Source organism: Pseudomonas sp. CFII64 (genome assembly GCF_000416235.1).
Classification (GTDB): Bacteria; Pseudomonadota; Gammaproteobacteria; order Pseudomonadales; family Pseudomonadaceae; genus Aquipseudomonas.
The window spans coordinates 62,771-88,882 of record NZ_ATLO01000009.1 but is presented as its reverse complement, the minus strand read 5'-3'; the positions used below and the strand labels follow the sequence as shown (position 1 = coordinate 88,882).

At 60.9% G+C, this 26,112-nt stretch carries 24 protein-coding genes; 14 read left to right on the top strand and 10 right to left on the bottom strand.

Going from position 1 to position 26,112, the window contains the following annotated elements; translation table 11 throughout:
- Positions 1-119: 119 nt before the first annotated feature.
- Entirely contained in the window at positions 120-2,471 is a 2,352-nt protein-coding gene (locus CFII64_RS04910) for an FdhF/YdeP family oxidoreductase (protein WP_020289662.1), read from the bottom strand.
- A gap of 196 nt (positions 2,472-2,667) precedes the next feature.
- Between CFII64_RS04910 and CFII64_RS04905 the strand changes: the two genes are divergently transcribed.
- On the top strand, positions 2,668-4,836 hold the full coding sequence (locus CFII64_RS04905; protein WP_020289661.1) for a mechanosensitive ion channel family protein: 2,169 nt from the start codon (positions 2,668-2,670) through the stop codon (positions 4,834-4,836).
- Positions 4,837-4,984: 148 nt separating this feature from the next.
- Here the strand turns inward: CFII64_RS04905 and CFII64_RS04900 are convergent, their stop codons facing one another.
- Entirely contained in the window at positions 4,985-9,310 is a 4,326-nt protein-coding gene (locus tag CFII64_RS04900; protein ID WP_020289660.1) for a DEAD/DEAH box helicase, read from the bottom strand.
- A gap of 395 nt (positions 9,311-9,705) precedes the next feature.
- Here CFII64_RS04900 and CFII64_RS04895 point away from each other — a divergent pair, with 395 nt between their 5' ends.
- Both CFII64_RS04895 and CFII64_RS04890 read left to right on the top strand, forming a co-directional pair.
- Positions 9,706-10,590 carry a sugar nucleotide-binding protein gene (locus tag CFII64_RS04895; RefSeq protein WP_044901169.1) on the top strand — a complete coding sequence of 295 codons (885 nt, stop codon included), beginning with the start codon at positions 9,706-9,708 and terminating at the stop codon, positions 10,588-10,590.
- Positions 10,583-11,512 (top strand): NAD-dependent epimerase/dehydratase family protein, encoded by a 930-nt coding sequence (locus CFII64_RS04890; protein ID WP_020289658.1) that lies wholly within the window; start codon positions 10,583-10,585, stop codon positions 11,510-11,512. Before CFII64_RS04895 ends, CFII64_RS04890 begins: the two co-directional genes overlap by 8 nt.
- Positions 11,513-11,591: 79 nt before the next feature.
- Here the strand turns inward: CFII64_RS04890 and CFII64_RS04885 are convergent, their stop codons facing one another.
- The 6 genes from CFII64_RS04885 to CFII64_RS04860 all read right to left on the bottom strand — a co-directional run bounded on the left by CFII64_RS04885 (position 11,592) and on the right by CFII64_RS04860 (position 15,934).
- Positions 11,592-12,278: an OmpW family protein gene (locus CFII64_RS04885; RefSeq protein ID WP_020289657.1), complete on the bottom strand. Its 687-nt coding sequence runs from the start codon at positions 12,276-12,278 to the stop codon at positions 11,592-11,594.
- A 101-nt stretch (positions 12,279-12,379) separates the two neighbouring features.
- Positions 12,380-12,901 (bottom strand): DUF3299 domain-containing protein, encoded by a 522-nt coding sequence (locus CFII64_RS04880; RefSeq protein ID WP_020289656.1) that lies wholly within the window; start codon positions 12,899-12,901, stop codon positions 12,380-12,382.
- Positions 12,902-12,912: 11 nt separating this feature from the next.
- Positions 12,913-14,178, bottom strand: a complete 1,266-nt coding sequence (locus tag CFII64_RS04875) for an ABC transporter permease (RefSeq protein WP_020289655.1) — start codon at positions 14,176-14,178, stop codon at positions 12,913-12,915.
- 1 nt (position 14,179) lies between these two features.
- The gene (locus CFII64_RS04870; protein WP_020289654.1) at positions 14,180-14,890 is read right to left on the bottom strand and encodes an ABC transporter ATP-binding protein; all 711 of its coding nucleotides are present in this window, start codon (positions 14,888-14,890) and stop codon (positions 14,180-14,182) included.
- 84 nt (positions 14,891-14,974) lie between these two features.
- Positions 14,975-15,553, bottom strand: coding sequence for a DUF2796 domain-containing protein (locus CFII64_RS04865; protein ID WP_020289653.1), 579 nt, complete (start codon positions 15,551-15,553; stop codon positions 14,975-14,977).
- A gap of 177 nt (positions 15,554-15,730) precedes the next feature.
- A complete protein-coding gene (locus CFII64_RS04860; RefSeq protein WP_020289651.1) occupies positions 15,731-15,934 on the bottom strand; it encodes a hypothetical protein in 204 nt (67 codons plus the stop codon).
- 571 nt (positions 15,935-16,505) lie between these two features.
- On the opposite strand from CFII64_RS04860, the gene CFII64_RS04855 reads away from it, so the two are divergent.
- Complete coding sequence (locus CFII64_RS04855) at positions 16,506-16,847, top strand: hypothetical protein (RefSeq protein ID WP_020289650.1); 342 nt, start codon at positions 16,506-16,508, stop codon at positions 16,845-16,847.
- A gap of 23 nt (positions 16,848-16,870) precedes the next feature.
- Here CFII64_RS04855 and trxA read toward each other — a convergent pair whose 3' ends face one another.
- Entirely contained in the window at positions 16,871-17,743 is an 873-nt protein-coding gene (trxA, locus tag CFII64_RS04850) for a thioredoxin (protein WP_020289649.1), read from the bottom strand.
- Between the two features lie 302 nt (positions 17,744-18,045).
- Positions 18,046-18,498: a YbaY family lipoprotein gene (locus CFII64_RS04845; protein ID WP_020289648.1), complete on the bottom strand. Its 453-nt coding sequence runs from the start codon at positions 18,496-18,498 to the stop codon at positions 18,046-18,048.
- A gap of 204 nt (positions 18,499-18,702) precedes the next feature.
- On the opposite strand from CFII64_RS04845, the gene nrdR reads away from it, so the two are divergent.
- The 10 genes from nrdR to CFII64_RS04795 all read left to right on the top strand — a co-directional run bounded on the left by nrdR (position 18,703) and on the right by CFII64_RS04795 (position 26,065).
- Entirely contained in the window at positions 18,703-19,167 is a 465-nt protein-coding gene (gene nrdR / locus CFII64_RS04840; protein ID WP_020289647.1) for a transcriptional regulator NrdR, read from the top strand.
- Between the two features lie 41 nt (positions 19,168-19,208).
- A complete protein-coding gene (ribD, locus tag CFII64_RS04835; RefSeq protein WP_052026576.1) occupies positions 19,209-20,309 on the top strand; it encodes a bifunctional diaminohydroxyphosphoribosylaminopyrimidine deaminase/5-amino-6-(5-phosphoribosylamino)uracil reductase RibD in 1,101 nt (366 codons plus the stop codon).
- Positions 20,310-20,357: 48 nt separating this feature from the next.
- A complete protein-coding gene (locus CFII64_RS04830; protein WP_020289645.1) occupies positions 20,358-21,029 on the top strand; it encodes a riboflavin synthase in 672 nt (223 codons plus the stop codon).
- 16 nt (positions 21,030-21,045) lie between these two features.
- The gene (gene ribBA / locus CFII64_RS04825; protein ID WP_020289644.1) at positions 21,046-22,137 is read left to right on the top strand and encodes a bifunctional 3,4-dihydroxy-2-butanone-4-phosphate synthase/GTP cyclohydrolase II; all 1,092 of its coding nucleotides are present in this window, start codon (positions 21,046-21,048) and stop codon (positions 22,135-22,137) included.
- Positions 22,138-22,269: 132 nt separating this feature from the next.
- Positions 22,270-22,746, top strand: a complete 477-nt coding sequence (gene ribE, locus CFII64_RS04820) for a 6,7-dimethyl-8-ribityllumazine synthase (protein WP_020289643.1) — start codon at positions 22,270-22,272, stop codon at positions 22,744-22,746.
- A complete protein-coding gene (nusB, locus tag CFII64_RS04815) occupies positions 22,743-23,240 on the top strand; it encodes a transcription antitermination factor NusB (protein WP_020289642.1) in 498 nt (165 codons plus the stop codon). The genes ribE and nusB overlap by 4 nt, the downstream gene beginning before the upstream one ends.
- A gap of 136 nt (positions 23,241-23,376) precedes the next feature.
- Entirely contained in the window at positions 23,377-24,342 is a 966-nt protein-coding gene (gene thiL, locus CFII64_RS04810; protein ID WP_020289641.1) for a thiamine-phosphate kinase, read from the top strand.
- The gene (locus tag CFII64_RS04805) at positions 24,339-24,848 is read left to right on the top strand and encodes a phosphatidylglycerophosphatase A (protein WP_020289640.1); all 510 of its coding nucleotides are present in this window, start codon (positions 24,339-24,341) and stop codon (positions 24,846-24,848) included. Before thiL ends, CFII64_RS04805 begins: the two co-directional genes overlap by 4 nt.
- 183 nt (positions 24,849-25,031) lie before the next feature.
- Entirely contained in the window at positions 25,032-25,649 is a 618-nt protein-coding gene (ribA, locus tag CFII64_RS04800) for a GTP cyclohydrolase II (protein ID WP_020289639.1), read from the top strand.
- Positions 25,646-26,065 carry a hypothetical protein gene (locus tag CFII64_RS04795; protein ID WP_020289638.1) on the top strand — a complete coding sequence of 140 codons (420 nt, stop codon included), beginning with the start codon at positions 25,646-25,648 and terminating at the stop codon, positions 26,063-26,065. The genes ribA and CFII64_RS04795 overlap by 4 nt, the downstream gene beginning before the upstream one ends.
- The last annotated feature ends 47 nt before the right edge of the window (positions 26,066-26,112 follow it).

Genomic DNA, 26,112 nt, shown 5'->3' with positions numbered 1-26,112 from the left:
TGGTGGTATTCGTTGGCGCGCGGCTTGCCCGCGAAGACGTCAGCTCAGTCAGCGAGATAGTCGCAGCCTGTTCCGGCCTCTTCGCGAGCAAGCTCGCTCCAGCGAGTTGGCGTGCCGTTTCAAACCACCTGATCCAGCTCCGGCACGGCCTGCTGCTGTTCGCGCGGGCCGGGTACGGCGTGGCTCAGGGTAATCGGGATCGACTTGGCGGCAGGCACTTTGCTGCGCTCTGCGTAATGCCAGAGCGGCACCAGCGGGTTGCATTCCGGGTAGTACGCCGCGCTGCAACCTTCGGGAATATCGTAGGCGATGATTTGCATCGGCCCGACTTGCCGTTTGGTTTCCGGCTCCACCGCCGTGGTCAACATGACCCAGCCACCGGGGGCGAAACCCAGGCGGACGATGTCGTTGCGGTTCATGAAAATCACCGTGCGCGTCCCGCTGACTCCGCGAAAGCGATCGTCATAGCCGTAGATCGTGGTGTTGAATTGGTCGTTGCTGCGGATCGTCATCAATTGCAAAACCTCGCGCCGCTCCGGCGCAAGCTCCACATCGTCGTCTTCGCTGAGCATCGTCGGTGTGATGAACTGCGCACGCTCACTTTCGGTTTTCCAGATCCGTTGCGCCGCAGGCAATGGGCGATGAAAGCCGCCGGGTTGCCACATGCGGGTTTCCATATCATGGAAAATCTCCGGATACACCTGGCCAATGGCCTCGCGAATTTTCGAATAATCGCTGCGCCACGCATCCCAGTCGATGCGTTCGATGCCCGACAGGGTTGCCTCCGCCAGCCCGGCAATAATCGCCACTTCCGCACGCAAATGCTCGCTGACCGGTTCGCTCTGGCCTTTCCAGCCATGGATGTGGCCGGTGCTGTCTTCAGTGCTGTAGGTTTGTTCGCGACCGTTTTGCCGGTCGATTTCAATGCGGCCCAGACATGGCAGCAGCCAGGTATTTTTTGCCGTAACCAGATGCGTGCGATTGAGCTTGGTCGCAATCTGCACACTCACTTGCAGGTTTTTCCAGGCCGGTTCCATGCGCGAGGTATCCGGGATCGCCCGCAGAAAGTTGCCGCCCAGACCGATGAAGCCCTGCATGCTGCCGTCGAGAATGCCTTCGCAGGTCTCCACCGTCGCACGGCCTTTCTTGCTGGGGACATGAAAACCGAACAGCGCTTCGATCTTATCCACCGGGACTTTCGCCGGATCTTCGGTGATGCCCACGGTGCGCTGCCCTTGCACGTTGGAATGCCCACGCACCGGGCAAATGCCCGCGCCGGGCTTGCCGATATTGCCGCGCAACAGCAACAGATTGATCAGCATCTGCACGTTTTCAACACCGTGGCGATGTTGGGTCATGCCCATGCCGTAGATGATCATCACCCGTTCGCTGCGAGCGTAAACCGTCGCGGCGGCTTCCATGGCGCCACGGCTCAGGCCGGAACGCTGCTCCAGGGTTTCCCAGGCGCAGGCGCGAGCCATGGCGACAAAACCGGCGAAGCCCTGAGTGTGTTCGGCGATGAACGCCAGATCGATGATCGCCGGTTCACCTTTGACCAGCGCCGCCATGTCCATTTCGAACAGCGCCTTGGCGATCCCGGTCACGGCGGCCAGGTCGCCCCCGATTGCCACCTGATGATACTGAGTGCTGACTATGGTGGAGTCCGGCCCGAGCATTTCCCTGGGTGATTGCGGATTGACGAAGCGTTCCAGCCCGCGCTCGCGGATCGGGTTGAAGGTGATGATCGGCACATTGCGTTTGCGCGCTTCCTGCAACGGGTGCAGCATGCGCGGGCTGTTGCTGCCGACGTTCTGGCCGAAGAAAAAGATGCAATCGGTGTGCTCGAAATCATCGAGCGTCACCGTGCCGACGGGTACGCCAATGCTTTCCTGCAAGCCCACCGAAGTGCTTTCGTGGCACATGTTCGAACTGTCGGGCAAGTTGTTGGTGCCGTAAGCCCGGGCAAACAGCTGATACATGAACGACGTCTCCAGCGAGGCGCGACCGGATGCGTAAAACGCCACGCTGTCCGGTTCGATGGCGCGCAGCTGCGCACCGATATCGCGGTAGGCTTCTTCCCAGCTGGTTTCCCGGTAATGATCGGTTTGCGGGTCGTAGCGCAACGGATGAGTCAGCCGGCCGTGTTGTTCAAGATCGTAGTCGGGCCATTGCAGCAGTTCGGTGACGGAGTGGCGGGCGAAAAAGTCCGGGCTGGTCTTGAGCGAAGTCAGTTCCCATGCCGTGGCCTTCGCGCCGTTCTCGCAGAATTCCAGGTGATGCGGTTTGCCGGGCTTGGCCCAGGCACAGCTGACGCAGGCGAATCCACCGGGTTTGTTTTGCTTGAGCAGCGCGACTGACCCTTTTGATATGGCTTGCTCGCGCCAGAGAATTCGCATCACGGATCTGGCCGAACCCCAGCCACCTGCAGCAGAGGTGTAAGGTCGGTAATGCGCTTTGGGGTGGATGAGCATCGAAACATTTCCTCCGGACTGCGGGAACATGACGGGCGGCGCGGCCATATCCAGCTGTGACGCAGCGGTCTGGACAAAGGTTCGGTGCAGGTTCACCAGCGGTACATTGGTCCGGCGGCGGGCGCGAAGCCGAACTTGCCGGGGAAAAACGAATCAGTTCTAGCGGCAGTTGATAAACAGAGGAGTGACCAGCGTTTTGCCGAATCTCAAGTCCTTCATCGTGCTCTGCGTTCTTTTGTGCGCTGGCAACTTCAATCTCCAAGCGGCCGACGCGCTCACCGCAGTCGCAGCCGCAGTTGCTCCCGCACCCGCCGCAGACCCGGCGGCGCCCGCCGAAGAAGCGCCCGCCGCGCCGGAAATCCTGGTTCAGGGCGGTTTGCTGGGCGCGATCAGTTCAGGCATCGACGAGGTTCAGGACAAGCTCGATATTGATGGCCACCTGCTCGACTCCTGGCGACTGCGTGCCGATCGTGCGGCCAACGAGCTGGACAAGCTGGTCAGCAAACCGACCTCGCGTTCACAGTGGGGGGTTGCCGGCGATTTCCTGATGCTGTCGGTGGTGTGGATCGGTGCCTTTGCGGTGCTCACCACACTGGGCAGTTTTCTTGCGATTCGACTCAATCGGCGGCCATTCCTCGCGGTCCGTCAGCGCAGCCAGGCGCTGCTGAGTTATGTCTTGCCCTACACGCTGCCCGCCATTATCTGTTTACCCCTGACGCTGTATGTCAGCCACTTTCTGGACGCATCTGTCGGCCGCGCCCTTGCGCTGTGTTTCGCGTATTCGACCAGCAGCGGCATCGTTTCGACCTCGGTGCTGCTGTGCGTGATCGTCATGTTCGATTTCGGCCACAAGCGCGCGGCGGTACGCATGATCCGCCGCTACAGCCCGCGCCCCCTGTTTGTCGTCGGCTTCATGGCCGCCTTGAGCGACGCACTGACCAGCCCGCAGATTGCCCGCCAGTTTGGCAACAACGTCACCACCAGCGTCGCGGTGTTTACCGGATTGGTGGCATCCGTGGTGTTCTGTGTTCTGGTGATCAAGGTCCGCCGCCCGATTGCGCATCTGATTCGTAACCGTTCCCTGCATAGCCGCTTGAAGCAGCCAGCGTTGCAGGAATCGCTCAAGGTGTTTTCCAACCTGTGGTATCTGCCGATCCTGCTGATGATTCTGGTGTCGGCGGTGAACCTGATCGGCGCTGGCGAAGACAGCCAGAAAGCCCTGCGCTGTGCGTTGTTCACCACCGTGTTGCTGATTGCCACGGTGTTCCTCAGTACGGTTTTCCAGCATTTTTTCAAGCCGGCAGTAACGCCGGGGCATGTCTATAAAGAGCGGCTGCTCAGCCTGCTGCACGCCGTGGCGCGTATCGTGCTCGCCGTCAGCTTTATCGAAATACTGGGGAGGATCTGGGGTTTTTCGCTGTTCGAATTTGCCCAGCGCAATACCCTGGGTCGGGTTATCAGTGATTCGCTGAGCAGCATCGGTTTGATTCTGCTGGTGACCTGGCTGCTGTGGGTGGTGCTGGACACGGCAATTCAGGAAGCGCTGAAAACGCCGATCAATCATCGTTCGTCGCGGCAACCCAGCACGCGCATCAAAACCATTCTGCCGCTGCTGCGCAACGCGATAAAAATCGTCCTGGTGGTGATTTGCGCGATCACCACCATGGCCAATCTGGGCATCAACGTTGCGCCTTTGCTGGCGGGTGCCGGGGTCGTCGGTCTGGCCATCGGCTTTGGTTCCCAGCAGCTGGTGCAGGACGTGATCACTGGCTTGTTCATCATCATCGAAGACACTTTCTCCGTTGGCGATTGGGTGGTGTTGTCCACCGGGCATTCCGGCACTGTCGAAAGCCTGACCATTCGCACCGTGCGTCTGCGGGATGGCAAAGGCTTCGTGCATTCGGTGCCGTTCGGCCAGATCAAAGCCGTCACCAACCAGTCGCGGCAGTTCGCTTATGCGTTCTTCTCGGTGCAGTTCACTTACGACAGCGACATCGACAGCGCGCTGTCTTTGATCCGCGAAACCGGGCAGTCGATCACTGATGACATTTTGCTCAAAGGCAATCTTCAAGGTCCGCTGGAAGTGTTCGGCGTCGACCGCATGGACCTCAACGGCGTGGTGCTGACTGCGCAATTCCGCACGGTTTCCGGCGGACAATACGGCGTGGGCCGGGCGTTTAACGAGCGCTTGAAGAAACTTGTGGATAAAGCCACTGACGTGCGCTTTGCGCAGACTTATCCACAGACCGTGATCAGCCCGATACCCGGAACGCCACCGGCGCTGGCGATTGACGGCGAAGCACAGCCTGCGGCGGCCAAGCCTAATGTGGTGAATCGCGATGGGTCGGAAAGCCCGGCGGTGTAGCCAAAGTCGGATCCGTTAGAGCGAGGCTTGCTGTAGGACCGGCTTTAGCCGGGAGTGCAATTGATGCTCTCGCGACTAAAGTCGCTCCTACGGTCGGTTAGCGGGCAAGCCTCGCTCCAACAGAGTGCCGGATTTGTTGGCCAGGCCATCAGCGCAACAACCGCTCGCGAATCTGTGCCATGGCTTCACCATCCAGCTCCAGCCAATACACCGGCTTACCCGCAATGATCGCAGCGGCAGGAATGCCGTCGCGGTAGATCAGCCGATTGCCCGCCAGCGCCGGCACTTTCTGGCCGGGTAATAACGTGCCCAGCAGATTCAACGGATCAACCCCGCTCAAGCTGATCAGGCTGCCATCCAGCGGCCGTTTGCGGATCTCACGCAGCACGGGGATTGCTTCCGGCAAGGCAAATTGCTCGCCCGCCAGGCCGCTGACGAAACGCCCGCCGCGTATCTCGCCGCGCGCTTCCAGGCGATGGAACGTGCGCAGCAGTTCGCGCCAGCTTGGCAGCCAATCGGCTTCACGCTCCAGCAGACGCCAGAACACCACGCCATAACGACGCAGCAAGGTCAGGGCAATGTGCTCGAGTATTTCCGGATCGGTCGCTTGCGGCCGTTTGTTGTCGACCATCGCCGGTTCGGCCGTAGCGCGCCGCAGCAGTGCCCAGCGCCCCGCGTCGTCCATGCCGCCGATAAACGCGCCCCGGTTGCGTCGACTGGTATGCGCCGAGCGTTTGCTGGCGGGCGTGATCAACGCGCGCAACCCGGCGAAGCTGTCGGCATTGACCAACCCCGCCGCGACCAATTCCTGCAAAGCGATTTCCAGCTCGGCGCGCAGCAGATGCGCTTCGGTTACCAGCTCGTCGAAAAACATCGCGCCATGGCTGGCCAATGCGGCATGCACTTTTTGCGCTTTCAGGGACAGATCCGCCACGGCCGATTGTTCGGTCAAGCCGCTCCAGAGATTCAGCTGACTGCGCGGCAACAACACAATCGGCGTGCTGCGCAACGCCGAGCCTGCGGTTTTGCTGCGGTTGGCGATCCGCGTCCAGACCACTTTGCCGGAGCGACAAATCTCATCCAGCCAGCCGGGGGAAAAGTCCTTGAGCCGCGCGGGCAGCAGATCGCTGTCCCACGCGCCCGCTGCGGCACTGAAACCTTCGAGTTGAGCGACCACTTCCGGCAACGCAGCCTGACCCTGGCTGCGGGTCGCGTTGGACAAATGCTGCCAATCGAACAGAAAGCGCATGAAGTCCTGCAACGACACCGGCTCGATTTCCCGGCGCAGGCGTTTGACGGTGTAGCGATGAATGCGCGCCAGCAGATGGCGCTCGCACCATTGATCAGTGGTCGCGCCGGGGCTGAATCGACCGCGCAACACATAACCTTCGCTTTCCAGGCGCGCCAATGCCTGCGCCACCTGGCTGGCGCTTAATGCCAAAGGCCCGGCAATCTCGTCCACCGGCAAAGGGCCGAAGCCACTCAAACGCGCACGCATCACTTCAACAATGGCCTCGTCGCGGTCCCAGTCCTGATCGAAACCGGGCAGGGCGACCAGCTGCGGGTGCATTTCGGCTTGTGGATAAATTGCCTGCAAGCAGGTCAAGCGCTCCAGCGGCAGCCAAAGTGCCTGTTCCGCGCTGACTTGCAGGCGCGTCACCCGGCCTGAACGCGCGAGTTTTTCCAGCCATTGCAACCACATGGGCACCGCTCGCGCTTCGGCAGCGCTCACGCAAGCCAGGCTCATCAACGCTTCGTGCATCTCGTCGCTGTTTTGCGGTTGCGGCCAGGCTTCTTCGCCGACCGCCGTGATGGCTTCGGCATCCAGCGCGCCGAGGTCATCGGAGGATTGCGGATCGCTCCAGCGTCGGTTGAGCACCGCTTGCGTGCGACGTTCCTCCAGCGGCGCATCGTCGAGAAACGCATAAGGCCGCGCATTGAGGATTTCTGCGGCAAGCGGCGAGGGCGCCGGCAAGTCCCGGGCAATCAGGCGAATCTGCCCGCCTTCCATGCGCCGCAACAGCGCCAGCCAGCCTTCGGCGTCCATGGCTTCGTGCAGGCAATCGTCGAGGGTTTGCTCGATCAACGGGTGATCGGGAACGTCGCGTTCGCCCACCAGATTCTCCAGGCAGGCGATCTGATCCGGGAATACCGTGGCGATCAGGTCTTCGCTTTTCATCCGTTGCAGCTGCGGCGCGACTTTGCGCCCGCCGCTGTAGCGCGGCAAAGCCAGCGCGGTGCCCGCATTCCAGCGCCAGCGCACGCCAAACAGCGGCGCATCCAGTACCGCCTGAATCAGCAAATGTTCGGCGCTGTTGGAATGCAAATATTTCCAGACTTCAGCCAGTTCAAAGCTGTGGCTGGTGGACAGCGACAGCACGATCGCATCTTCGCTGGCGGCCGCTTGCAGCTCGAAATTGAACGTGCGGCAAAAGCGCTTGCGCAACGCCAGGCCCCAGGCGCGATTGATGCGGCTGCCGAACGGGGTATGAATGATCAGTTGGGTGCCGCCGGTTTCGTCGAAGAAACGCTCCATGATCAACGTGTCCTGAGACGGCAGCGCGCTCAGCACCGAACGGGTACGGGCCAGGTAATCCACCAGTTGTTCAGCGCTGGCCAGATTCAGTCCGAGAATGTCGATAAGCCAGTCGATGCACGGTTGCAGGTCGCCGGGGTGGGCGCCGAGCAGCGCGTCGATTTGCCCTTGCAGGCGCGCAACGGCCAGTGACAATTCATCGCTGCGCCCCGGCGCTTCGCCGAGCCAGAACGGAATGGTCGGCGGCTGGCCGTGGGCATCCTCGACGCGCACGCGGCCGCTTTCTATCCGCAGGATGCGATACGAAGTATTGCCCAGCTGGAAGATATCTCCGGCGATGCTTTCCACGGCGAAGTCTTCATTGACCGTGCCGATGTTCAACGCCTGGGGTTCGAGGATCACGCTGTAGTCGGCGTTATCCGGGATCGTCCCGCCGCTGGTGACCGCCGTCAGCTTGCTGCCACGTCGGCCACGCAAGGTGCGGGTCAACGCGTCGCGATGAAGATAAGCGCTGCGCACGCCCTGCCGACCGGTGTAACCCTCGGCCAGCATGCTCAGCAGTGCCTGGTAATGCTCGGCGTCGAGTTCGGCGTAAGGCGAGGCTTGGCGAAACATGTCCAGCAGCGCTTGTTCCTGCCATTCCTGACAGCTCACTTCGGCGACGATTTGCTGCGCCAGTACGTCCAGCGGCGCTTTGGGAATCTGCAAAATGTCCAGTTCACCCCGGCGCACGCAGTCGAGCAGCGCAGCACATTCGATCAGGTCATCTCGGGAGGTGGCAAACAACCGGCCTTTGGGCGTGCCGCCGACGTGGTGCCCGGAACGGCCGACGCGCTGCAAAAACGCCGAGATGGAACGCGGCGAGGCAATCTGGCAGACCAGATCCACGTCACCAATATCAATCCCCAGTTCCAGTGACGCGGTGGCGATCAAGACTTGCAGGTCGCCGCGCTTGAGACGTTGCTCGGCATCCAGACGCTGCTCCTTGGCGAGGCTGCCGTGATGGGCCGCGACGGCTTCTTTGCCGAGGCGCTCACTCAAATGGCGGGCCATGCGTTCGGCCATGCGCCGGGTATTCACAAAAATCAGCGTGGTGCGATGTTCTCGGGCGAGTACCGCAAGGCGGTCGTACACCAATTGCCAAACGTCATTGGCCATCACCGGGCCCAGCGCCACGGGCGGCACTTCAATGCCCAGATCCCGTGGGCGAGCGTGGCCGATATCGACGATGGCGCACGGCCGTTTGAGCGGGTCGGCGCCTACCAGAAAGCGCGACACCCGCTCGATGGGCTTCTGCGTCGCCGACAAACCGATGCGCAACAGCGGCACGCTGCACAAGGCTTGCAGTCGCTCAAGGCTCAACGCCAGATGGCTGCCACGTTTGCTGGCGGCAATGGCGTGGATTTCATCGACGATCACGGTTCGGGTGCCAGCCAGCATGCTTCGCCCGGAATCCGAGCCGAGCAGCACGTACAGCGATTCCGGCGTGGTCACCAGAATATGCGGCGCTTTTTTGCGCATGCTGGTGCGGTCTTTCTGCGGTGTATCCCCGGTGCGCACAGCGGTGCTGATGCGCAGTGGCGGCAAGCCCATCCGCGCCAGTTGTTCCGTGATGCCCGCCAGCGGATTTTGCAGGTTGATCTGGATGTCGTTGGACAGCGCCTTGAGTGGCGACACATACACCACAAAGGTCTGCTGCGGCAGTTCGCCGCCGTTCTCCAGGCCGTGATGCACCAGATCGTCGAGCACCGCAAGAAACGCGGTCAGGGTTTTGCCGGAACCGGTGGGTGCGGCGATCAGCGTCGAGCGCCGCGCCTTGATCAAGGGCCACGCCTGGGCCTGAGCGGGGGTAACCGCCGGGAACGTGCTGCGAAACCAGGCGCTGACCGCCGGATGAAAACCATCGAGCGCCGGATCGGGGATATGCGGAAGATTCATGAGGCAATTAATGAGGGGGCTGTTACCAAGTTGCAAGAGCCTCTGATCGGGCTCGGATCTGGTACCGGATCTTGTTGGAGCGTTAGCTCCTGTGGGAGAGGACTTGTCCTCGATGACGGTAGTTTCAGCAAAGCATGTGGGTCAGATAGATCAGGGTTGTCCCGGCTGGCTTTCGAGGACAAGTCCTCTCCCACAAAAGCCCGTCTACCTGACGTCTGGACATTCCGGCTATAGAATCTCCAGCGGGGAGCAATGAACCACTGGTGGATTGTCTTGAAAAACCGGAAAAATCCCACGCCGCCAAACGGTTGGGGGTTAAGCGGCAACGTGATATGTTTGCAGGCGTTTTAACACATAATATTTCATTGAATTTTGATACCGAGCCTGCTGACTCTATGCGAATGCGCCTTATGCTGTTGGGCGGCGGGAATGCCCTCGGGCAGGCGCTGATTCGTCTGGGTGCCGAGGAAGACATTGGTTTCCTCGCGCCGCGTCCGCCGCAAGACGGCTGGGATGCAGCGAGTCTGACGCAACTGCTCGATGACACCCGTCCCGATGCCTTGATCAACCTTGCTTACTACTTCGACTGGTTCCAGGCCGAAACGGTTAGCGAACTGCGGCTGTCCAGCCAGGAGCGCTCCGTGGAGCGTCTCGCCGAGCTGTGCCAGCACCACAACATCGTCCTGTTTCAGCCTTCGAGCTATCGGGTCTTCGATGGCTCGCGCGCGACCGCCTACAGCGAAAAAGACGAGCCGGTGCCGCTGGGCCTGCGCGGTCAGGCGCTGTGGCGTATCGAACAAAGCGTGCGCGCGACCTGCCCGCAACATGTACTGCTGCGTTTTGGCTGGTTGCTCGATGACAGCGCCGACGGCGTGCTGGGCCGTTTCCTGACCCGGGCCGAATCCCCCGAAGAATTGCTGCTGGCCGATGACCGCCGTGGCAATCCAACGCCTGTCGACGACGCCGCGCGGGTGATTATTGCCGTGCTCAAGCAGCTCGATTGCGAAGCGCCGTTGTGGGGCACGTACCATTACGCCGGCCACGAAGCGACCACGCCGCTGGCCCTGGGTCAGGCAATCATCACCGAAGCCAGCCCGCTGCATCCGCTGGCCATCGAAGCGCCCACCGCCCAGGCTCACGCCGCACGGCCGGACGCCGCAGAAGAGCCGCAACACGGCGTGCTGGCCTGCAAAAAAATCCTTCATACCTTTGGCATCAAGCCGCGCGCATGGCGTGCCGGGTTGCCAAGCTTACTGGACCGCTATTACCGACATGTCTGAAGCCCCTGTTCTGATCACCGGCGGTGCCGGTTTTATTGGCTCTCACCTTACCGATGCGCTGCTTGCCAAAGGCTACCGCGTACGCATTCTCGATGACCTTTCCACCGGCAAGCGCAGCAACCTGCCCCTGGACAATCCGCGTGTGGAGCTGATCGAAGGCGATGTCGCCGATGCCGCCCTGGTGGCGCGCGCCGCTGAAGGTTGTCAGGCCGTTGCGCATCTGGCGGCCGTCGCGTCGGTTCAGGCGTCGGTGGACGACCCGGTTCGCACGCACCAGAGCAATTTCATCGGCACCCTGAACGTTTGCGAAGCCATGCGTCAGGCAGGCATCAAGCGTGTGGTGTTTGCGTCCAGCGCGGCGATTTACGGCAATAACGGCGAAGGTCAGGCAATCAGCGAAGACACGCCCAAGGCTCCGCTGACGCCCTACGCGTCGGACAAGCTTTCCAGCGAGCACTACCTGGATTTCTATCGCCGCCAACACGCTCTTGAACCAGTGATTTTTCGCTTCTTCAATATCTTCGGTCCGCGCCAGGACCCATCGTCGCCTTACTCGGGGGTGATCAGCATTTTTGCCGAGCGCGCCGAGAAGGGGCTGCCGATTGCCGTGTTTGGCGATGGCGAACAGACGCGCGACTTTTTCTACGTGGGCGATCTGGTCAAGCTGCTGACCCAGGCGCTGGAAATGCCTCAGCCTGAAGAGCGCGCATTCAACGTCGGTCTGAACAAGACAACCTCGCTCAATCAGTTGCTGGGTGCCTTGTCCGACGTCGTTGGCCAGCTGCCGGAAATCACCTACAAAGACCCGCGTTCCGGGGACATCAAGCATTCCCGGGCCAACAATCAGCGGTTGTTGGCCCGGTTCATCCTCGATGAACCGACTCCGTTGACCGTCGGCCTGGCAAAACTGCTGGGGCGTTGATTCGCGGCAGGGGCAGAATCCAGGCATAAAAAAAGCACCGTGAAGGTGCTTTTTTTGTTTCTGATTTCCCCGTCGGGTATCAGAATTTGTAACCAACGCCGACCATGTAAACCCATGGATCGACATCGACGCTGACTTTGGTCTTGCCGACGCTCAGGGCAGATGGGCCGTCTACGCTGGCTTTGGTGTCGATATCGACGTACCAGACCGAGGCGTTGAGCATGACTCTGTCGGTCAACATGTAGTCCATACCGACTTGACCCGCCAGACCGAACGAATCCTTCAGCTTGAGGTTGCTGAAGCCTTCGCTTTTACGCGTGCCAGTCAGGTCCGCATCGAAGAAGGTGGTGTAGTTGATACCGATACCGGCGTACGGCTGGAACTTCGACGACGGTTCCATTGGGTAGTACTGCAGCGATAACGTCGGTGGCAGCTGTTTGACGTCTGCCAGTTTGCCATCCAGGCCCGGGCCAAGGCCCTTGACCGAAACGGTGTGGTTGAACGGCGATGCCGCCAACAGCTCAAGGCCAATGTGCGGGGTCAGCATGTAAGCGAAGGTCAGACCCAGCTGGTTATCGCCATCCAGAGTCGCTTTGGTGCCGGACACTTTCGTGCCGTCGAGTTTCACCTCGCCGCTGTCTTCGTTTGGCTCAACGTGCGCGACGCCGGCACGGACGATGATATCGCCTGCTTCGTGAGCCTGGGCTACGAGCGGGGCACTGAGTGCGAGCGCGAAGAGGGATGCGCTGAGCAAAGACTTGTTCATGGGGGCTCCAAAGGCGGTTCAAGGTGTCTGTGTGCAATGTTACGGCGCGTCTGGAACGCGGCTTTGACACAGCTCAATAAAACGCGCTGAAGCCCTCACACTTATGAATCAGGCAATTCGTACACCAGAATCTGGTCGGCCTCCATTCGATAACCGGCATCGGCCAGCTCGCTGGTGGACGCCTTGACCTGCATCGGCCCTTCGATCCAGTACGGCTGATACAACTCGTCAACCTTCACACCCAGCTCGCTGGTGACATGCACGATCTGGTTCGAGGGCGGCGGTGGCACATGAATGCACGCGCCGAAGTACGGGACCAGCAGGAACTCGATCACCCGGCCTTCTTCGCTGACTTCCAGCGGCACGATATAACCCGGCAGGCGCACCCGTTGGCCATTGAGCGCCTTGACCACCGGCGCGTGTGGCGCCACTTGATGCGCGGCGGGCGCTGACTCGACCGACAGCGCATCGGACAGCTTCGACAAGTCATGGATCGGTGCCGTGATCGGGGCGATTTTCGGTGCGTCAGGCGGGATCATCTCCTCCCAGGTCAATACGCGGGTTTGCGCCGCCCACAATGGCGTCGCAACCACTAAAAAAACCGCGAACAGCAGACGGCGCATGTTCAACATCCTCATAAACGGATCGACAGGCCATCGGCCAAAGACTGCCGATAGGCGCGCCACGCGGGCACAGCGCCCATCAGCAACGCGGCGCCCAGAATACCGCCGAGCAGCGTCCATTCATATTCACTGGGCAATGACAGCGGCAAAAACAATCCGTAGTTGGCTTGCACATAACCTTGGGCCGCGGCAATGCCGATGTACAACAGCACCACGCCGCTGACCACGCCGGCCAGCGCCAGGGCGAACGCTTCCAGCACCAGCAGGCTGGCGATATGCCAGGGACGTGCGCCCACCGAACGCAAAATCGCCATCTCCCGGCGTCGTTCATTGAGGCTGGTGAGAATCGCCGTCAGCATGCCGATCAAACCGGTCAGCACCACGAACAGTGAAATCACGAACAAGGCTTTTTCGGCGGTGCCCATCAGGCTCCACAGTTCCTGCAACGCTACGCCGGGCAGGATCGCCAGCATCGGCTCGCCGCGAAATTCATTGATCTCGCGCTGCACGCTGAACGTCGCGATCTTGCTGTTCAGGCCAAGCATGAATGCAGTGATCGCCTGCGGCGTGAGGTCCATGTTGCGCGCCTGATCGGCGGAAATGCGCCCTGCGCCGTGGGCGGGCACCCCGTTTTGCCAATCGATATGAATCGCTTCCATGCCGGCCAGGCTTATGTGCAAGGTGCGATCCACCGGCGTGCCAGTGCGCTTGAGAATCCCGACCACTGTGAAGGGTTTGTCGTCATGCTTCACCAGACTGATGGCCGCCACGCCATGGGCCAGTACCAGCTTGTCGCCCAGCTTGTACTTCAGGGTGTCAGCCACTTCGGCGCCGAGCACCACTTCGAATGGATCGGTGGCGAAAGCACGGCCTTCGGCCAGTTCCAGGTGTTGCTGGCGGCCGAACTGGTAATGCTCGAAATAGCTTTCGTTGGTGCCCATCACCCGATACCCGCGATGGGAATCGCCCAAGGAAATCGGAATTGCCCACTTCACCTGTTTGTTCTGGGCGAAGTGCTCGAAGCTGTCCCAACGAATATTGTTGGTGGCGTTGCCGATGCGAAATACCGAATACAACAGCAGGTTGACCGAGCCGGAGCGGGCGCCGACGATCAGATCCGTGCCGCTGATGGTGCTGGCGAAACTGGCGCGGGCTTCGGTGCGCACTCGCTCGACGGCCAGCAACAGGCACACCGACAGGGCAATGGCGAAGGCGGTGAGAAAAGCGGTAAAGCGACGGTTAGCCAGACTGGCCATGGCTAGACGAAACAGATACATCTCAAACCTCTGCGGCGATGGCGGCGCGATTGAGTTCGGACAACGACAGCGCGCGGTCGAACAGCGGCGCCAGGCTCTGGTCATGGCTGACGAACAACAGGCTGGCGCCCGCTTCGCGGCATTCAGCGAACAGCAGTTTAATGAAGGCTTCCCGGGCGTCGGCATCCAGCGCGGAAGTGGGCTCGTCAGCGATCACCAGTTCCGGCTGACCGATCAAGGCCCGCGCCGCGGCGACCCGTTGTTGCTGGCCGATGGACAGCGAGTCGGCGCGGCGGCCGAGCATCTGCGGATCTTTCAAACCCAAGTGAGCCAATAGCGTGACGGTGGCTTTCTCTACGCTGCCGTGGCGCTGAATCGCTCGCTGCGCGCGGACGTTGGAAAAGTGGCACGGCAGCTCGACGTTCTCGCGCACCGACAGAAACGGCAACAGGTTGAACTGCTGGAAAATATAACCGGTGTGATCGACCCGAAACCGGTCGCGGGCGCTGGCAGACAAATCCGTCAGTTCCTGACCCAGCAAGCGAATACTGCCGCGATTGGGTGTCTGCACGCCGCCGAGCAGGCCGAGCAGGGTGGTCTTGCCGCTGCCGCTGGGGCCTTTGAGGAACAGCGTTTCACCTGGCTCCAGACGAAATGCCGGGATGTCCAGCAACGGCGCATGCCCCGGCCAGCTGAAGCCGAGGTCGGACAATTCAATAAGTGCTTGGGTCATGGCTTGCTCTTGGCTTGCTTCGTGACGCGGTTCGTTGAAATCAAACGACCGGGCAAGCCCGGTCGGTTTCCAACAATAGCCGAATCAGAATTTCAGTTTCGGGTTGCTTGGGCGCACTTCGGCGCCGGACTGGCCTTTTGGTGAAATCAGCTGCACCTGAAGCTTTTGCGTGCCTGGGAAGGACTTGAAGATCTGCGACAGATCGAGGGTTTTCAGCACCGCCGGAACCTTGCAGACGAAGGTGTAGTTGCCATGAATCTCGCTGTGCTCGTTATGTTCCCCGGCCTTGGCGTCGTCATGGTCGTCGGCATCGGGCTTGTCGCCGAACAGCGGGCTTTCCAGCTTCAAGGAGGTCACCGAACACTGCGCCGCTTCCGGCATGCTGAACAATGCGTTGGGCTTGAGCAACACTTCGCGGGCGGCGGCGACCTTGGCTTTATCTTCGGCGCTGGTGGCTTCGTGCTCGAAACCGACGATGTTCATCGCCGGGCTGTCCAGTTCAAATTCCAGCTTCTGACCTTCCAGCGCCACGTCCAGGCGACCTACGCCGTGTTCATGCGCGCCGAGGCTGCCGTGTTCATGATCGTGATCGTGCTCATCAGCCGCCTGAGCGATGGCGAGCGGCAGCAGGGCGAACGGCAGAGCAAGAAGCAGACGGCGCATAAAACAGTCTCCGGGACACATTTGGATAAAATCGTTATGTGATCTTATAACAATTATGTCGTTGGAGTGAGGCGATTTTTGTAGGAGCCAACTTGTTGGCGAGGCGATGTGTCAGGACGCTTCGCGAGCAAGCTCGCTCCCACACCAGTTTGCTCCGAAAGATTGCGCTCGATCCGGTTAAATTCGGTTATCCCAAGGCCGGGTCTGGCGCAGGTCTTTGGCCAGGGTATAGATGAGGTCGCGGCCGCAGTGGCTGGTCCAGCGCAGGGTTTCGATGAGGCGATGTTCGTCGGGAGTGAGGTAGGCGAAGCCCTGGCGTTTTGCTTCGTGGAGGCAATCGAGGGGTTGATGGGCTGGGCAGTTGTGTTTTGGCTTGTTCATGTACATATCCTTTGTCAAAAAAGACTGCCACACGACGCTGCGTTCGAAGGGTGGCGGCTGTATACGGGTTCGCAGACCGAGGCAAAGGCATCCCGGCACACCGCTAGGTGTCCCATATACAGCCGCCATTAAGCGTTCTGTAAGTATGTCTGCCTTTGCTGATTCAGGCTGCGAAACCCGTTCGCTGCTGCTGCAACGACCGGCGCACATTACCGATGCGAGACGCGATCCACGAGGTAACGACAGCGATTCATGGCGTAGGAAATGTCTCAGATTGACACCGAATTCGTAGGTGCGAGGCTTGCCCGCGAAGAGGCCGGTACATCCGATACACATCCTGCCTGACCTGATGCCTTCGCAACGCGTAGGATTTGGTAGGACCGGACTTGTCCGGGAAGGCGTCGGGCCGGCCTAAGAAGATCTTCAGCGCTTGCACCTGCCTTTTTCGGGGACAAGTCCCCTCCTACAAGCGAGCTCGCTCGCGAAGGCGGTGGTTCAGGCAATGAAGATCCATCAAGCAGGCACAGAATCTATGCGAGCATGTCCCCCAGCAAAAAATGAGGAAACCCCCATGTTGCGTATACGCGGAACCGTCGGTGATTGGCCGGTGGATTTGACCCTGGAGCTGGACGAAGGCGATTGGGCGCAGCTGGGCGCGCAACTCAAGGCCGCCAAACCCGAAGCGGCGGTGGCCGACAGCAAACCGGTGACTCAGGACGATGCGCTGTGGCAGATCGCTCAGGACCTGCTGCGCAAGGCGGGGCAAATGAACGGCCCGGAACTGCTTGATCAACTGGAAGGCCTGACCGGCAGCACGGCGGCGGGCAAGCGCTTGTTGGTGCGCTTGCGCCACAACGCGCAGGTCAAGGTCGAGAGCGGCCAGGATGCGCCGCTCTATATCTGGAAGGAATAGCTGGAAGGAATAAGCTGGAACGACTAGTACAGCGCAGCGAACAGCTTGCGGCGGTAGGCCGTGACCAGCGGGTGATCGTTGCCCAGCAGGTCGAACACTTGCAGCAACGTCTTGTGCGGCAAGCCGTCGGCGTAGTTACGGTTGCGAATGAACAGCTTCAGCAGACCGTCCAGCGCCGCCTCGTACTGCTGGCGGGCGAGCTGCTGAATTGCCAGTTGATGCACGGCTTCGTCGTCCTGCGGGTTCTGCGCGATCCGGGCCTTGAGGTCGGCGGCGTCCGGGAAGGCTTTGGCTTCGGCCAGGAAGGTCAGCTGCGCACGGGCGCCGGCCAGCTCCGCTTTATGCTCGTCACCGCTGACGGCATCCAGCACTGCGCGGGCTTCGTCCAGTTCACCCCGCTCGGCCAGGCAGCGCGCATACAGAATCAGCGCCGCGGCGTTGGTGTTGTCTTCGGTCAGCAACTGTTGCAGCGCGGCCTCGGCTTCGGCGAAATGACTTTCGGCGAACATCTCCTGAGCCAGTTTCAGCGGGTCGGCGGCAACGGGGGCAGGCATGACCACGTGCTGATCGAGAATCTTGCGAATCTCCGATTCAGGCTGTGCACCGGTAAATCCGTCGATGGGCTGACCATCCTTGAACAACACCACGGTGGGCAGGCTGCGGATACCGAAGCGGGCAACGATGTCTTGCTCGGCGTCGCAGTCGACTTTGACCAACAGCAACTCGCCCTGGTATTGCTCGGTGATTTTTGCCAGCAGCGGCATCAGCACCTTGCACGGCGCACACCACTCAGCCCAGAAATCCACCAGCACGGGTTGGTCGAACGACTTGTCGATGACCAGCTGTTGGAAGGTCGCATCAGTGGCGTCGAAGATGTAGGAGGTTTCCTGGTTCATTGCGAGTCTCGGGGGAATCTGAATGCCGCCAACTATAAAGGGCGCGTGGGATTGCGCAAAGCGGTGTGAAAATTCGCGGTGGCGACTGTGACGCTTACCGCGCTGCGCAGGACCGGCTTCAACCGGGAGGGCGGAAGGCCTGACGACGCCAATGCTGCGAATGTACCGACCTGCTCCCGGCTAAAGCCGGTCCAACGGGAACAAGGTATGACGCTTACCGCACCTGCTCCCGGCTAAAGCCGGTCCAACGGGATGAGCCCAAATTCAGATGGTTATCTGAACAGGCCCCAGACGCTGCGGTATCAAGGCGCCGGTTCGAATTGCAGCTGACCCAACGCCTGTGTGGTCGGTTGCTGAATCTGCACCGACGGCAGGTGCAGGATCAATTGCCCGGATTTGCTCGCCCGCCCGCGCAGTTCAACCCGCGCGCCGGCTGGAAAGGCCTCTGGATTGAAACGCAGCTGGAACGGCAGGGACTGATTGTTGCCGGCCAGCTTGGTGCTGGTCAGCAGCTTTTGCGGGCGGCCCTGATTGTCGATGACCAGCAACGCCAGTTCGACTTCGGCACCGGCGGGCACGCCCAGCAATTGGCCGCTGAGTTCGCGCTGGTAAGGCAGCAGCGGTTCCGGGCCAGCCGGGGCTTTGCTGACGGGTGCGGTAACAGCCTTGGCCGGGGCCGGTTTGGCGGCTTCATTACTGCTGCACGCAGCGAGCAGCCCGACGAGGCCGAGCAAGAGAAACGGTCGTAGCGTCATGAACAGCTCCAACAAATACTTATATGAAGGACGGCCAAAGGAACCGTTCATTCATCGCTGACGGGAGGTTAAAAATGTCGTATCGCAGGCAGTATTACTGAACACCGCGTGCTCTGCGCGTCTATATACCGCAAAGGCCAAGACTTGTCTTGCCTGCGGGATGCGCTACCATGGCGGCCCTTCCTATTTTTGTTGCCTGCGACCATGCACTGTCCCTTCTGCGGTGCCAACGACACCAAAGTCATCGACTCACGCCTTGTTGCTGAAGGTGAACAGGTACGTCGCCGTCGCGAATGCCTGGCTTGCGGTGAGCGCTTCACGACGTTCGAGACTGCCGAACTGGTGTTGCCGCGCCTGATCAAGCAAGACGGCAGCCGTCAGCCGTTCGACGATGAAAAACTGCGCGCCGGTATGCAGCGAGCCCTTGAAAAGCGGCCGGTCAGCGTCGAGCGCCTGGAAGCCGCGCTGGTGCACATCAAGCACAAGCTGCGTGCGACCGGCGAGCGCGAAGTCAAATCCCTGGTGGTCGGCGAGCTGGTCATGGCTGAATTGCAGAAGCTCGATGAAGTGGCGTACATCCGCTTCGCCTCGGTCTATAAACGCTTTCAGGATCTCAACGAGTTTCGCGAAGAAATCGACCGCCTGGCTCGCGAGCCGATCAAAGAGTGAGCGCCCCGTTGACTGAGCAAAACGCTCTGGACACCCATTACATGGCCCGCGCGCTGGAACTGGCGCGCAAAGGCATCTATTCCACGCATCCCAATCCACGGGTTGGCTGCGTCATCGTGCGCGACGGGCAGATTGTCGGTGAAGGCTGGCACGCTCGGGCGGGCGAACCTCATGCCGAGGTCCACGCGCTGCTGCATGCGGGCGACAAGGCCCGAGGCGCGACCGCTTACGTCACCCTTGAGCCGTGCAGTCATCACGGGCGCACGCCGCCCTGCGCCGACGCGCTGATCAACGCCGGTGTCGCGCGGGTGGTCGCCGCCATGCAAGACCCCAATCCCGATGTCGCCGGTCGCGGCCTGCTGCGCTTGATGGGCGCCGGGATTGCGGTGCAGAGCGGCGTGCTGGACAGCGAAGCCCGAGCATTGAATAAAGGCTTTTTGAAGCGCATGGAAAAAGGCCTGCCTTACGTGCGGGTCAAAATGGCCATGAGTCTCGACGGTCGCACGGCCATGGCCAGCGGCGAGAGCCAGTGGATTACCGGCCCGCAAGCGCGTTCGGCCGTGCAGCGTCTGCGCGCGCAGTCGAGTGTGGTGTTGACCGGTGCGGACACGGTGTTGGCGGACAACGCGCGCTTGACCGTGCGTCCTGACGAGCTGGGCCTGAACGCCGAATTGACCGCCTTGGCGATGACCCGTCCGCCGCTGCGCGTATTGATCGATGGCCGCTTGCGCGTGCCGTTGAGCGCGCCTTTTTTTCAGGCCGATCATGCCTTGGTCGCGACGTGCGCCGCAGCGTCGGCCCGGGAGCGCTATCACGACGAAGGCCATGACATGTTGGCGCTGGCGGGTGCCGACGGGCATGTTGATTTGCGCAGGTTGCTGGTCGAATTGGCCGTCCGTGGTGCCAATGACGTGTTGATCGAAGCGGGTCCGCGTCTGGCCGGGGCGTTCACACGCCTTGGGCTGGTGGATGAGTTTCAGATTTTTATCGCGGGCAAGTTTCTCGGCTCTTCGGCCCGCCCGCTGCTCGACCTGCCACTGGCGCAGATGAGCGAAGCGCTGGAGCTGAATATTGTCGAAATGCGCGCAGTCGGCAATGACTGGCGAGTCACAGCGATACCCGCGCCGCTACCGGGCGTATAATTTTGGCCTTTCGCTCAGCGCACAGGCTTTAGTTTCCTGGAGGACCCCATGTTTACCGGCATCATCGAATCCATCGGCAGCATCCGCGCCATGACCCCTAAAGGCGGCGATGTCCGCGTTTATGTGGAGACCGGCAAGCTCGATCTGGGCGACGTCAAGCTGGGCGACAGCATCGCGGTCAATGGCGTTTGCCTGACTGCGGTCGAGCTGCCGGGCGACGGTTTCTGGGCTGACGTGAGCCGCGAAACCCTCGACGTGACGGCCATGGTCGATCTCAAGCCTGGCAGCCGCGTCAATCTGGAGAAGGCTTTGACGCCGACAACGCGTCTGGGCGGGCATCTGGTCAGCGGCCACGTGGATGGCGTCGGCGAAATCCTGTCCCGTGAAGAAAACGCCCGGGCGATTCAATTCCGCGTCCGCGCCCCGCGCGAGCTGGCCAAATACATTTCCCATAAGGGCTCGATCACGGTCGATGGCACCAGCCTGACCGTGAACGCCGTCGATGGCGCCGAATTCGAACTGACCATCGTGCCGCACACCCTGGCTGAAACCATCATGTCCGACTACCGCGCGGGCCGTAAGGTGAATCTGGAAGTGGACCTGCTGGCGCGTTATCTGGAGCGTCTGTTGATGGGCGACAAGGCCGCCGACTCCAGTAAAGGGCAGGCTGGCACCATCACCGAAAGCTTTCTGGCCGCCAATGGCTACCTCAAATCCTGAATCAAGGGGGTGCCACGTGGCGCTCAACAGCATTGAAGAACTGGTTGAAGACATTCGCCAAGGCAAGATGGTCATCCTCATGGATGACGAAGATCGTGAGAACGAAGGCGATCTGATCATGGCCGCCGAATGCGTGAAGGCCGAGCACATCAACTTCATGGCCAAACACGCCCGTGGGCTGATCTGCATGCCCATGACCCGCGAGCGTTGCGAGACCCTCAAGCTGCCGTTGATGGCGCCCCGCAACGGTTCCGGTTTCGGCACCAAGTTCACTGTGTCCATCGAAGCCGCCGAAGGCGTGACCACCGGCATCTCCGCTGCCGACCGCGCGCGCACCGTGCAAGCGGCTGCTGCCAAGGACGCCCGGGCCGAAGACATCGTCAGCCCCGGCCACATTTTCCCGTTGATGGCTCAGGCGGGCGGCACGCTGTCCCGCGCCGGTCACACCGAAGCTGCCTGCGACCTGGCGCGCATGGCCGGTTTTGAAGCCAGCGGCGTGATCTGTGAAGTCATGAACGACGACGGCACCATGTCCCGTCGCGCCGAGCTGGAAACCTTTGCCGCCGAACACGGCATCAAGATCGGCACCATTGCCGACCTGATTCACTACCGGATGATCCACGAACGTACCGTTCAGCGGATTGCCGAGCAGCCGATGGACAGCGAACTGGGCCAGTTCAACCTGGTGACCTACCGCGATTCGGTGGAAGGCGATGTGCACCTGGCGCTGACCCTGGGCAAGATTTGCGCCGATGAACCGACGCTGGTGCGGGTGCATAACATGGACCCGCTGCGCGACCTGTTGATGGTCAAGCAGCCCGGCCGCTGGAGCCTGCGCGCCGCTATGTCTGCGGTCTCCGAGGCGGGCAGCGGTGTCGTGCTGTTGCTCGGTCACCCGCTCGATGGCGACGTTTTGCTCGCGCATATTCGCGAAACCGCCGAGCAGTTGCCGATCAAGTCGCCGACCACGTACAGCACCGTCGGCGCGGGTTCGCAGATCCTTCGGGACCTGGGCGTGCGTAAAATGCGCCTGATGAGTTCACCAATGAAGTTCAATGCGATATCCGGTTTCGATCTGGAAGTTGTAGAATACGTGCCCTCCGAATAAATACCGGCAGGGCGTTTGCCGCCAGACACGCAAAGTGTCTGCAGCTTTCGCCCTTACAGTTGCGATTCGTGACCTAAAATCCCAAAGTCCGCCGCCAAGGCGTGCTTGCTCTTTAAGACGAGACTCACCCGAATGACCCTGAAGACCATCGAAGGTACCTTCATCGCCCCCCAAGGTCGCTATGCCCTTGTGGTAGGCCGTTTCAACAGCTTTGTCGTGGAAAGTCTGGTGAGCGGTGCCGTTGATGCCCTGGTTCGCCATGGCGTGAGCGAAAGCGACATCACCATCATCCGCGCGCCGGGTGCCTTCGAAATTCCGCTGGTTGTGCAGAAAGTTGCGCAACTGAGCGAATACGCCGCCATCGTTGCTTTGGGCGCCGTCATTCGTGGTGGTACTCCACACTTTGAATACGTGGCTGGCGAATGCGTCAAAGGCCTGTCTCAGGTTTCCATGGAATTCGGTATTCCGGTCGCCTTCGGCGTGCTGACCGTTGATTCCATCGAGCAAGCCATCGAGCGTTCCGGCACCAAGGCTGGCAACAAAGGCGCAGAAGCTGCGTTGTCCGCCCTTGAAATGGTTAGCCTGCTGGCGCAGTTGGAGGCCAAGTGATTTCTGACGATACCGATCAGTTCAACCCCCGCGAAGAAAAGTCGCCGGAAGTTGCCAAGAGCAAGAGTGCCAAGCGTCGCGAAGCGCGCCAGATGGCTACCCAGGCTCTGTATCAATGGCACATGGCAGGTCATTCGCTGAATGAAATCGAGGCGCAGTTCCGCGTCGACAACGATTTCAAAAGCGTCGATGGCGCCTATTTCAGCGAGCTGTTGCGCGGCGTGCCGACCAACAAGGACGAGATCGATGCGGTGCTGGCGCCATGCCTGGACATCACCATCGAAGAACTCGACCCGGTTGAACTGGCGATCCTGCGCCTGTCCACCTACGAGCTGCTCAAGCGCATCGATGTGCCTTACCGCGTCGTGATCAACGAAGGCATCGAGCTGGCCAAAGTCTACGGCTCCACTGACGGCCACAAGTTCGTCAATGGCGTGCTGGACAAGCTGGCTCCGCGCTTGCGTGAAGTCGAAGTCAAGGCGCACAAGCGCTAGAACCAGTGAGGCCCCGTAGGAGGGGACTTGTCCGCGATGCGGTTGATCGGCCGAGGATGAATTGGCTGACCTGACGCTATCGCCAACAAGTTGGCTCCTACGGAAGGCGACCACGGCACTGGACGACGAGATTGAAATGGGCGAGTTCGAGCTGATCCGCAATTACTTCGCCGCTGCGCCTTGTGCACAGGCGGGTGAGGGTGTCGCTTTGGGGATCGGTGACGACTGCGCCTTGCTGACGCTGCCGCCCGGTGAGCAGTTGGCGATTTCCACCGATACCCTGGTTGCCGGGGTGCATTTCCCCGCAGTGTGCGACCCATTCCTGCTAGGCCAACGCGCACTTGCGGTTTCTGCCAGCGACCTGGCGGCCATGGGTGCCACACCCGTTGCATTTACCCTTGCCCTGACCCTGCCGGAAGTCCAGGCCGACTGGCTGCAGGCGTTCGCTCGCGGTCTGAACGTCATGGCGCAGAGCTGTGGATTAGGTTTAGTGGGTGGCGATACGACGCGCGGGCCGTTGAGCCTGACGCTGACGGTTTTCGGTCGCGTGCCGGCGGGTCAGGCCTTGATCCGCAGCGGCGCGCAGCCGGGCGATCTGCTGTGTGTCGGCGGTCCGTTGGGCGATGGCGCGGGCGCTTTGGCCCTGGTGTTGAACGAGCGCGAGGTTGAGGCGTCTACCGCAGAGTATTTATTGGCGCGCTATTGGTCGCCCCAGCCGCAAATCGCGCTTGGGCAGGCATTACGCGGCAAGGCTACAGCCGCGTTGGATATTTCAGACGGCCTTCTGGCCGATTGCGGACATATCGCGCTGGCCTCCGGGGTGCGTTTGCTGGTCGAGCAGGATTTACTGCCGCTGTCGGAGCAACTGATGAGGTTGTCTGGCTTGCAGGCCGCGCAACAGGCGGCGCTCAGTGGCGGTGATGATTATGTGCTGGCCTTTACGCTACCGGCGCAGCATTTGACAGGTTTGCAAGAGGCCGGTTGGCCGGTGCAAGTCATTGGCCGTGTCGAAGCGGGCGAGGGCGTGGCGCTGATCGACGCCAATGGGCAGGACATTCCCGTCCTGACTCGCGGCTATCAACATTTTCGGGAGATACGGTGACAGATCATCCTAAGCAGGTCCCGGCGGAACACGTTCCACCGTCGGTCTGGACCAATCCCTGGCACTTCCTCGCATTCGGCTTCGGCTCCGGCACACTGCCCAAAGCGCCTGGAACCTGGGGCTCCATCGTCGCCGTGCCGTTCATTCCGCTCTGGCAAATGCTGCCGGACTGGGGCTACTGGCTGATGCTCGGCATCACCATGCTGTTTGGCTTCTGGCTGTGCGGCAAAGTCGCCGACGACCTTGGGGTCCACGACCACGAAGGCATCGTCTGGGACGAAATGGTCGGCATGTGGATCACGTTATGGCTGGTGCCCGAAGGCTGGGTGTGGCTGTTGGTGGGATTCCTGGTCTTTCGCTTCTTCGACATCCTCAAGCCTTGGCCGATCCACTGGATCGACCGGCATGTGCACGGCGGCGTGGGCATCATGCTCGACGATGTGCTGGCCGGGGTATTCGCCTGGCTGGCGATGCAGGTTCTGGTCTGGGGTTGGCACTTCATCTGATGGTCGCAAGTGCGCCGCGTGCTGGCGATTGTCGGGCGCGGCGCATATTCCTGAATCTTCCTAAAGCATTGATCTAACTTCCTGATCTGTATGACTGATAATTCAGCCTAAGCGTCTGCAGGAACCTGCTGTTACAATGCCGCCTTGCGAATTTCCAGTCCTCATACTGATCAGGAGCACCCGGTGCCCGTCGTATTTGTCGCCGCTTCCAAGCTGCCAACCCCGTTTGCGCAATTCACCATGCACGGCTTTCTTGAGTCTGCAACGGGCCGTGAACATCTCGTTTTGAGCCTCGGCGACGTGTCCGATGGCGCTCCGGTCCTCGGTCGGGTGCATTCCGAATGCCTGACGGGCGATGCCTTGTTCAGTCAGCGTTGCGACTGCGGCTCCCAGCTCGAAGCCGCCTTGCGCGCCATCGCGTCCGAAGGTCGCGGCGTTTTGCTGTATCTGCGCCAGGAAGGCCGGGGCATTGGCCTGCTGAACAAGATCCGCGCCTACGAATTGCAGGACGGCGGTGCCGATACCGTGGAGGCCAACGAACGTCTCGGCTTCGCGGCTGATCAGCGCGATTATGCGATTTGCCTGCCGATGCTGCAGCATCTGGGCGTCGAGTCCCTGCGCTTGATGACCAACAATCCGCGCAAGGTCAAAGCCTTGACCGAGATGGGCATCACTGTCGCCGAGCGCGTGCCGCTGCATACCGGCCACAACCCGCACAACAAACTGTACCTGGCCACCAAAGCCGGCAAACTCGGCCACATGATGGGCAATGAACATCAAGGCGAGGCAGATCGCGCGTGATTCGCAACAACCAGAGGCGCCGCCTGGCGCTGGCATGGTGGTGGCAATTGATTCTGACGCTGGCGCCTTTGCTGATCGCCAGTGCGCTGTTCGGCTCCAGTAAAACCATGTCGTTGGTGCTGGCGATGCCGTTGTTTATCGCCGGACTGCTGTCGATGTTCGTCAGTCTCAAGCCGTTCGGTGCCTACAAACGCGCATTGATCGCTACCGAGGCCGCACTGGATACCCCTGAAGAAGCCGCCGCCTGGCGTCAGCTCGCCGCTGTCCGGGGCAAAGCCTTTCTCGCTGCCGGACTGCCCGCGTGGATTGCCGCCGCAGCCGTGTTCGTCGGGCTGGAAGCGGTGCCATTGGTATTGCTGGCGATATCCAGCGTGGTGTTGCTGTATCTGTATCGGATACCGCGGCAGCTGGGCTGAATGGTAGGAGGGGACTTGTCCCCGAAGAGGCCGGTGCAGGCGCTGAA

What these genes read in the sequence shown, in the direction of transcription:
- trxA (WP_020289649.1), bottom strand. Translation starts at nt 17,743, where the DNA reads ATGAACCAGGAAACCTCCTACATCTTCGACGCCACTGATGCGACCTTC.
- CFII64_RS04860 (WP_020289651.1), bottom strand. Translation starts at nt 15,934, where the DNA reads ATGAACAAGCCAAAACACAACTGCCCAGCCCATCAACCCCTCGATTGC.
- thiL (WP_020289641.1), top strand. Translation starts at nt 23,377, where the DNA reads ATGGGCGAGTTCGAGCTGATCCGCAATTACTTCGCCGCTGCGCCTTGT.
- CFII64_RS04870 (WP_020289654.1), bottom strand. Translation starts at nt 14,890, where the DNA reads ATGACCCAAGCACTTATTGAATTGTCCGACCTCGGCTTCAGCTGGCCG.
- CFII64_RS04900 (WP_020289660.1), bottom strand. Translation starts at nt 9,310, where the DNA reads ATGAATCTTCCGCATATCCCCGATCCGGCGCTCGATGGTTTTCATCCG.
- CFII64_RS04830 (WP_020289645.1), top strand. Translation starts at nt 20,358, where the DNA reads ATGTTTACCGGCATCATCGAATCCATCGGCAGCATCCGCGCCATGACC.
- CFII64_RS04845 (WP_020289648.1), bottom strand. Translation starts at nt 18,498, where the DNA reads ATGACGCTACGACCGTTTCTCTTGCTCGGCCTCGTCGGGCTGCTCGCT.
- ribE (WP_020289643.1), top strand. Translation starts at nt 22,270, where the DNA reads ATGACCCTGAAGACCATCGAAGGTACCTTCATCGCCCCCCAAGGTCGC.
- CFII64_RS04875 (WP_020289655.1), bottom strand. Translation starts at nt 14,178, where the DNA reads ATGTATCTGTTTCGTCTAGCCATGGCCAGTCTGGCTAACCGTCGCTTT.
- CFII64_RS04880 (WP_020289656.1), bottom strand. Translation starts at nt 12,901, where the DNA reads ATGCGCCGTCTGCTGTTCGCGGTTTTTTTAGTGGTTGCGACGCCATTG.
- CFII64_RS04890 (WP_020289658.1), top strand. Translation starts at nt 10,583, where the DNA reads ATGTCTGAAGCCCCTGTTCTGATCACCGGCGGTGCCGGTTTTATTGGC.
- ribD (WP_052026576.1), top strand. Translation starts at nt 19,209, where the DNA reads ATGGCCCGCGCGCTGGAACTGGCGCGCAAAGGCATCTATTCCACGCAT.
- CFII64_RS04910 (WP_020289662.1), bottom strand. Translation starts at nt 2,471, where the DNA reads ATGCTCATCCACCCCAAAGCGCATTACCGACCTTACACCTCTGCTGCA.
- CFII64_RS04865 (WP_020289653.1), bottom strand. Translation starts at nt 15,553, where the DNA reads ATGCGCCGTCTGCTTCTTGCTCTGCCGTTCGCCCTGCTGCCGCTCGCC.
- nrdR (WP_020289647.1), top strand. Translation starts at nt 18,703, where the DNA reads ATGCACTGTCCCTTCTGCGGTGCCAACGACACCAAAGTCATCGACTCA.
- CFII64_RS04895 (WP_044901169.1), top strand. Translation starts at nt 9,706, where the DNA reads ATGCGAATGCGCCTTATGCTGTTGGGCGGCGGGAATGCCCTCGGGCAG.
- CFII64_RS04885 (WP_020289657.1), bottom strand. Translation starts at nt 12,278, where the DNA reads ATGAACAAGTCTTTGCTCAGCGCATCCCTCTTCGCGCTCGCACTCAGT.
- CFII64_RS04855 (WP_020289650.1), top strand. Translation starts at nt 16,506, where the DNA reads ATGTTGCGTATACGCGGAACCGTCGGTGATTGGCCGGTGGATTTGACC.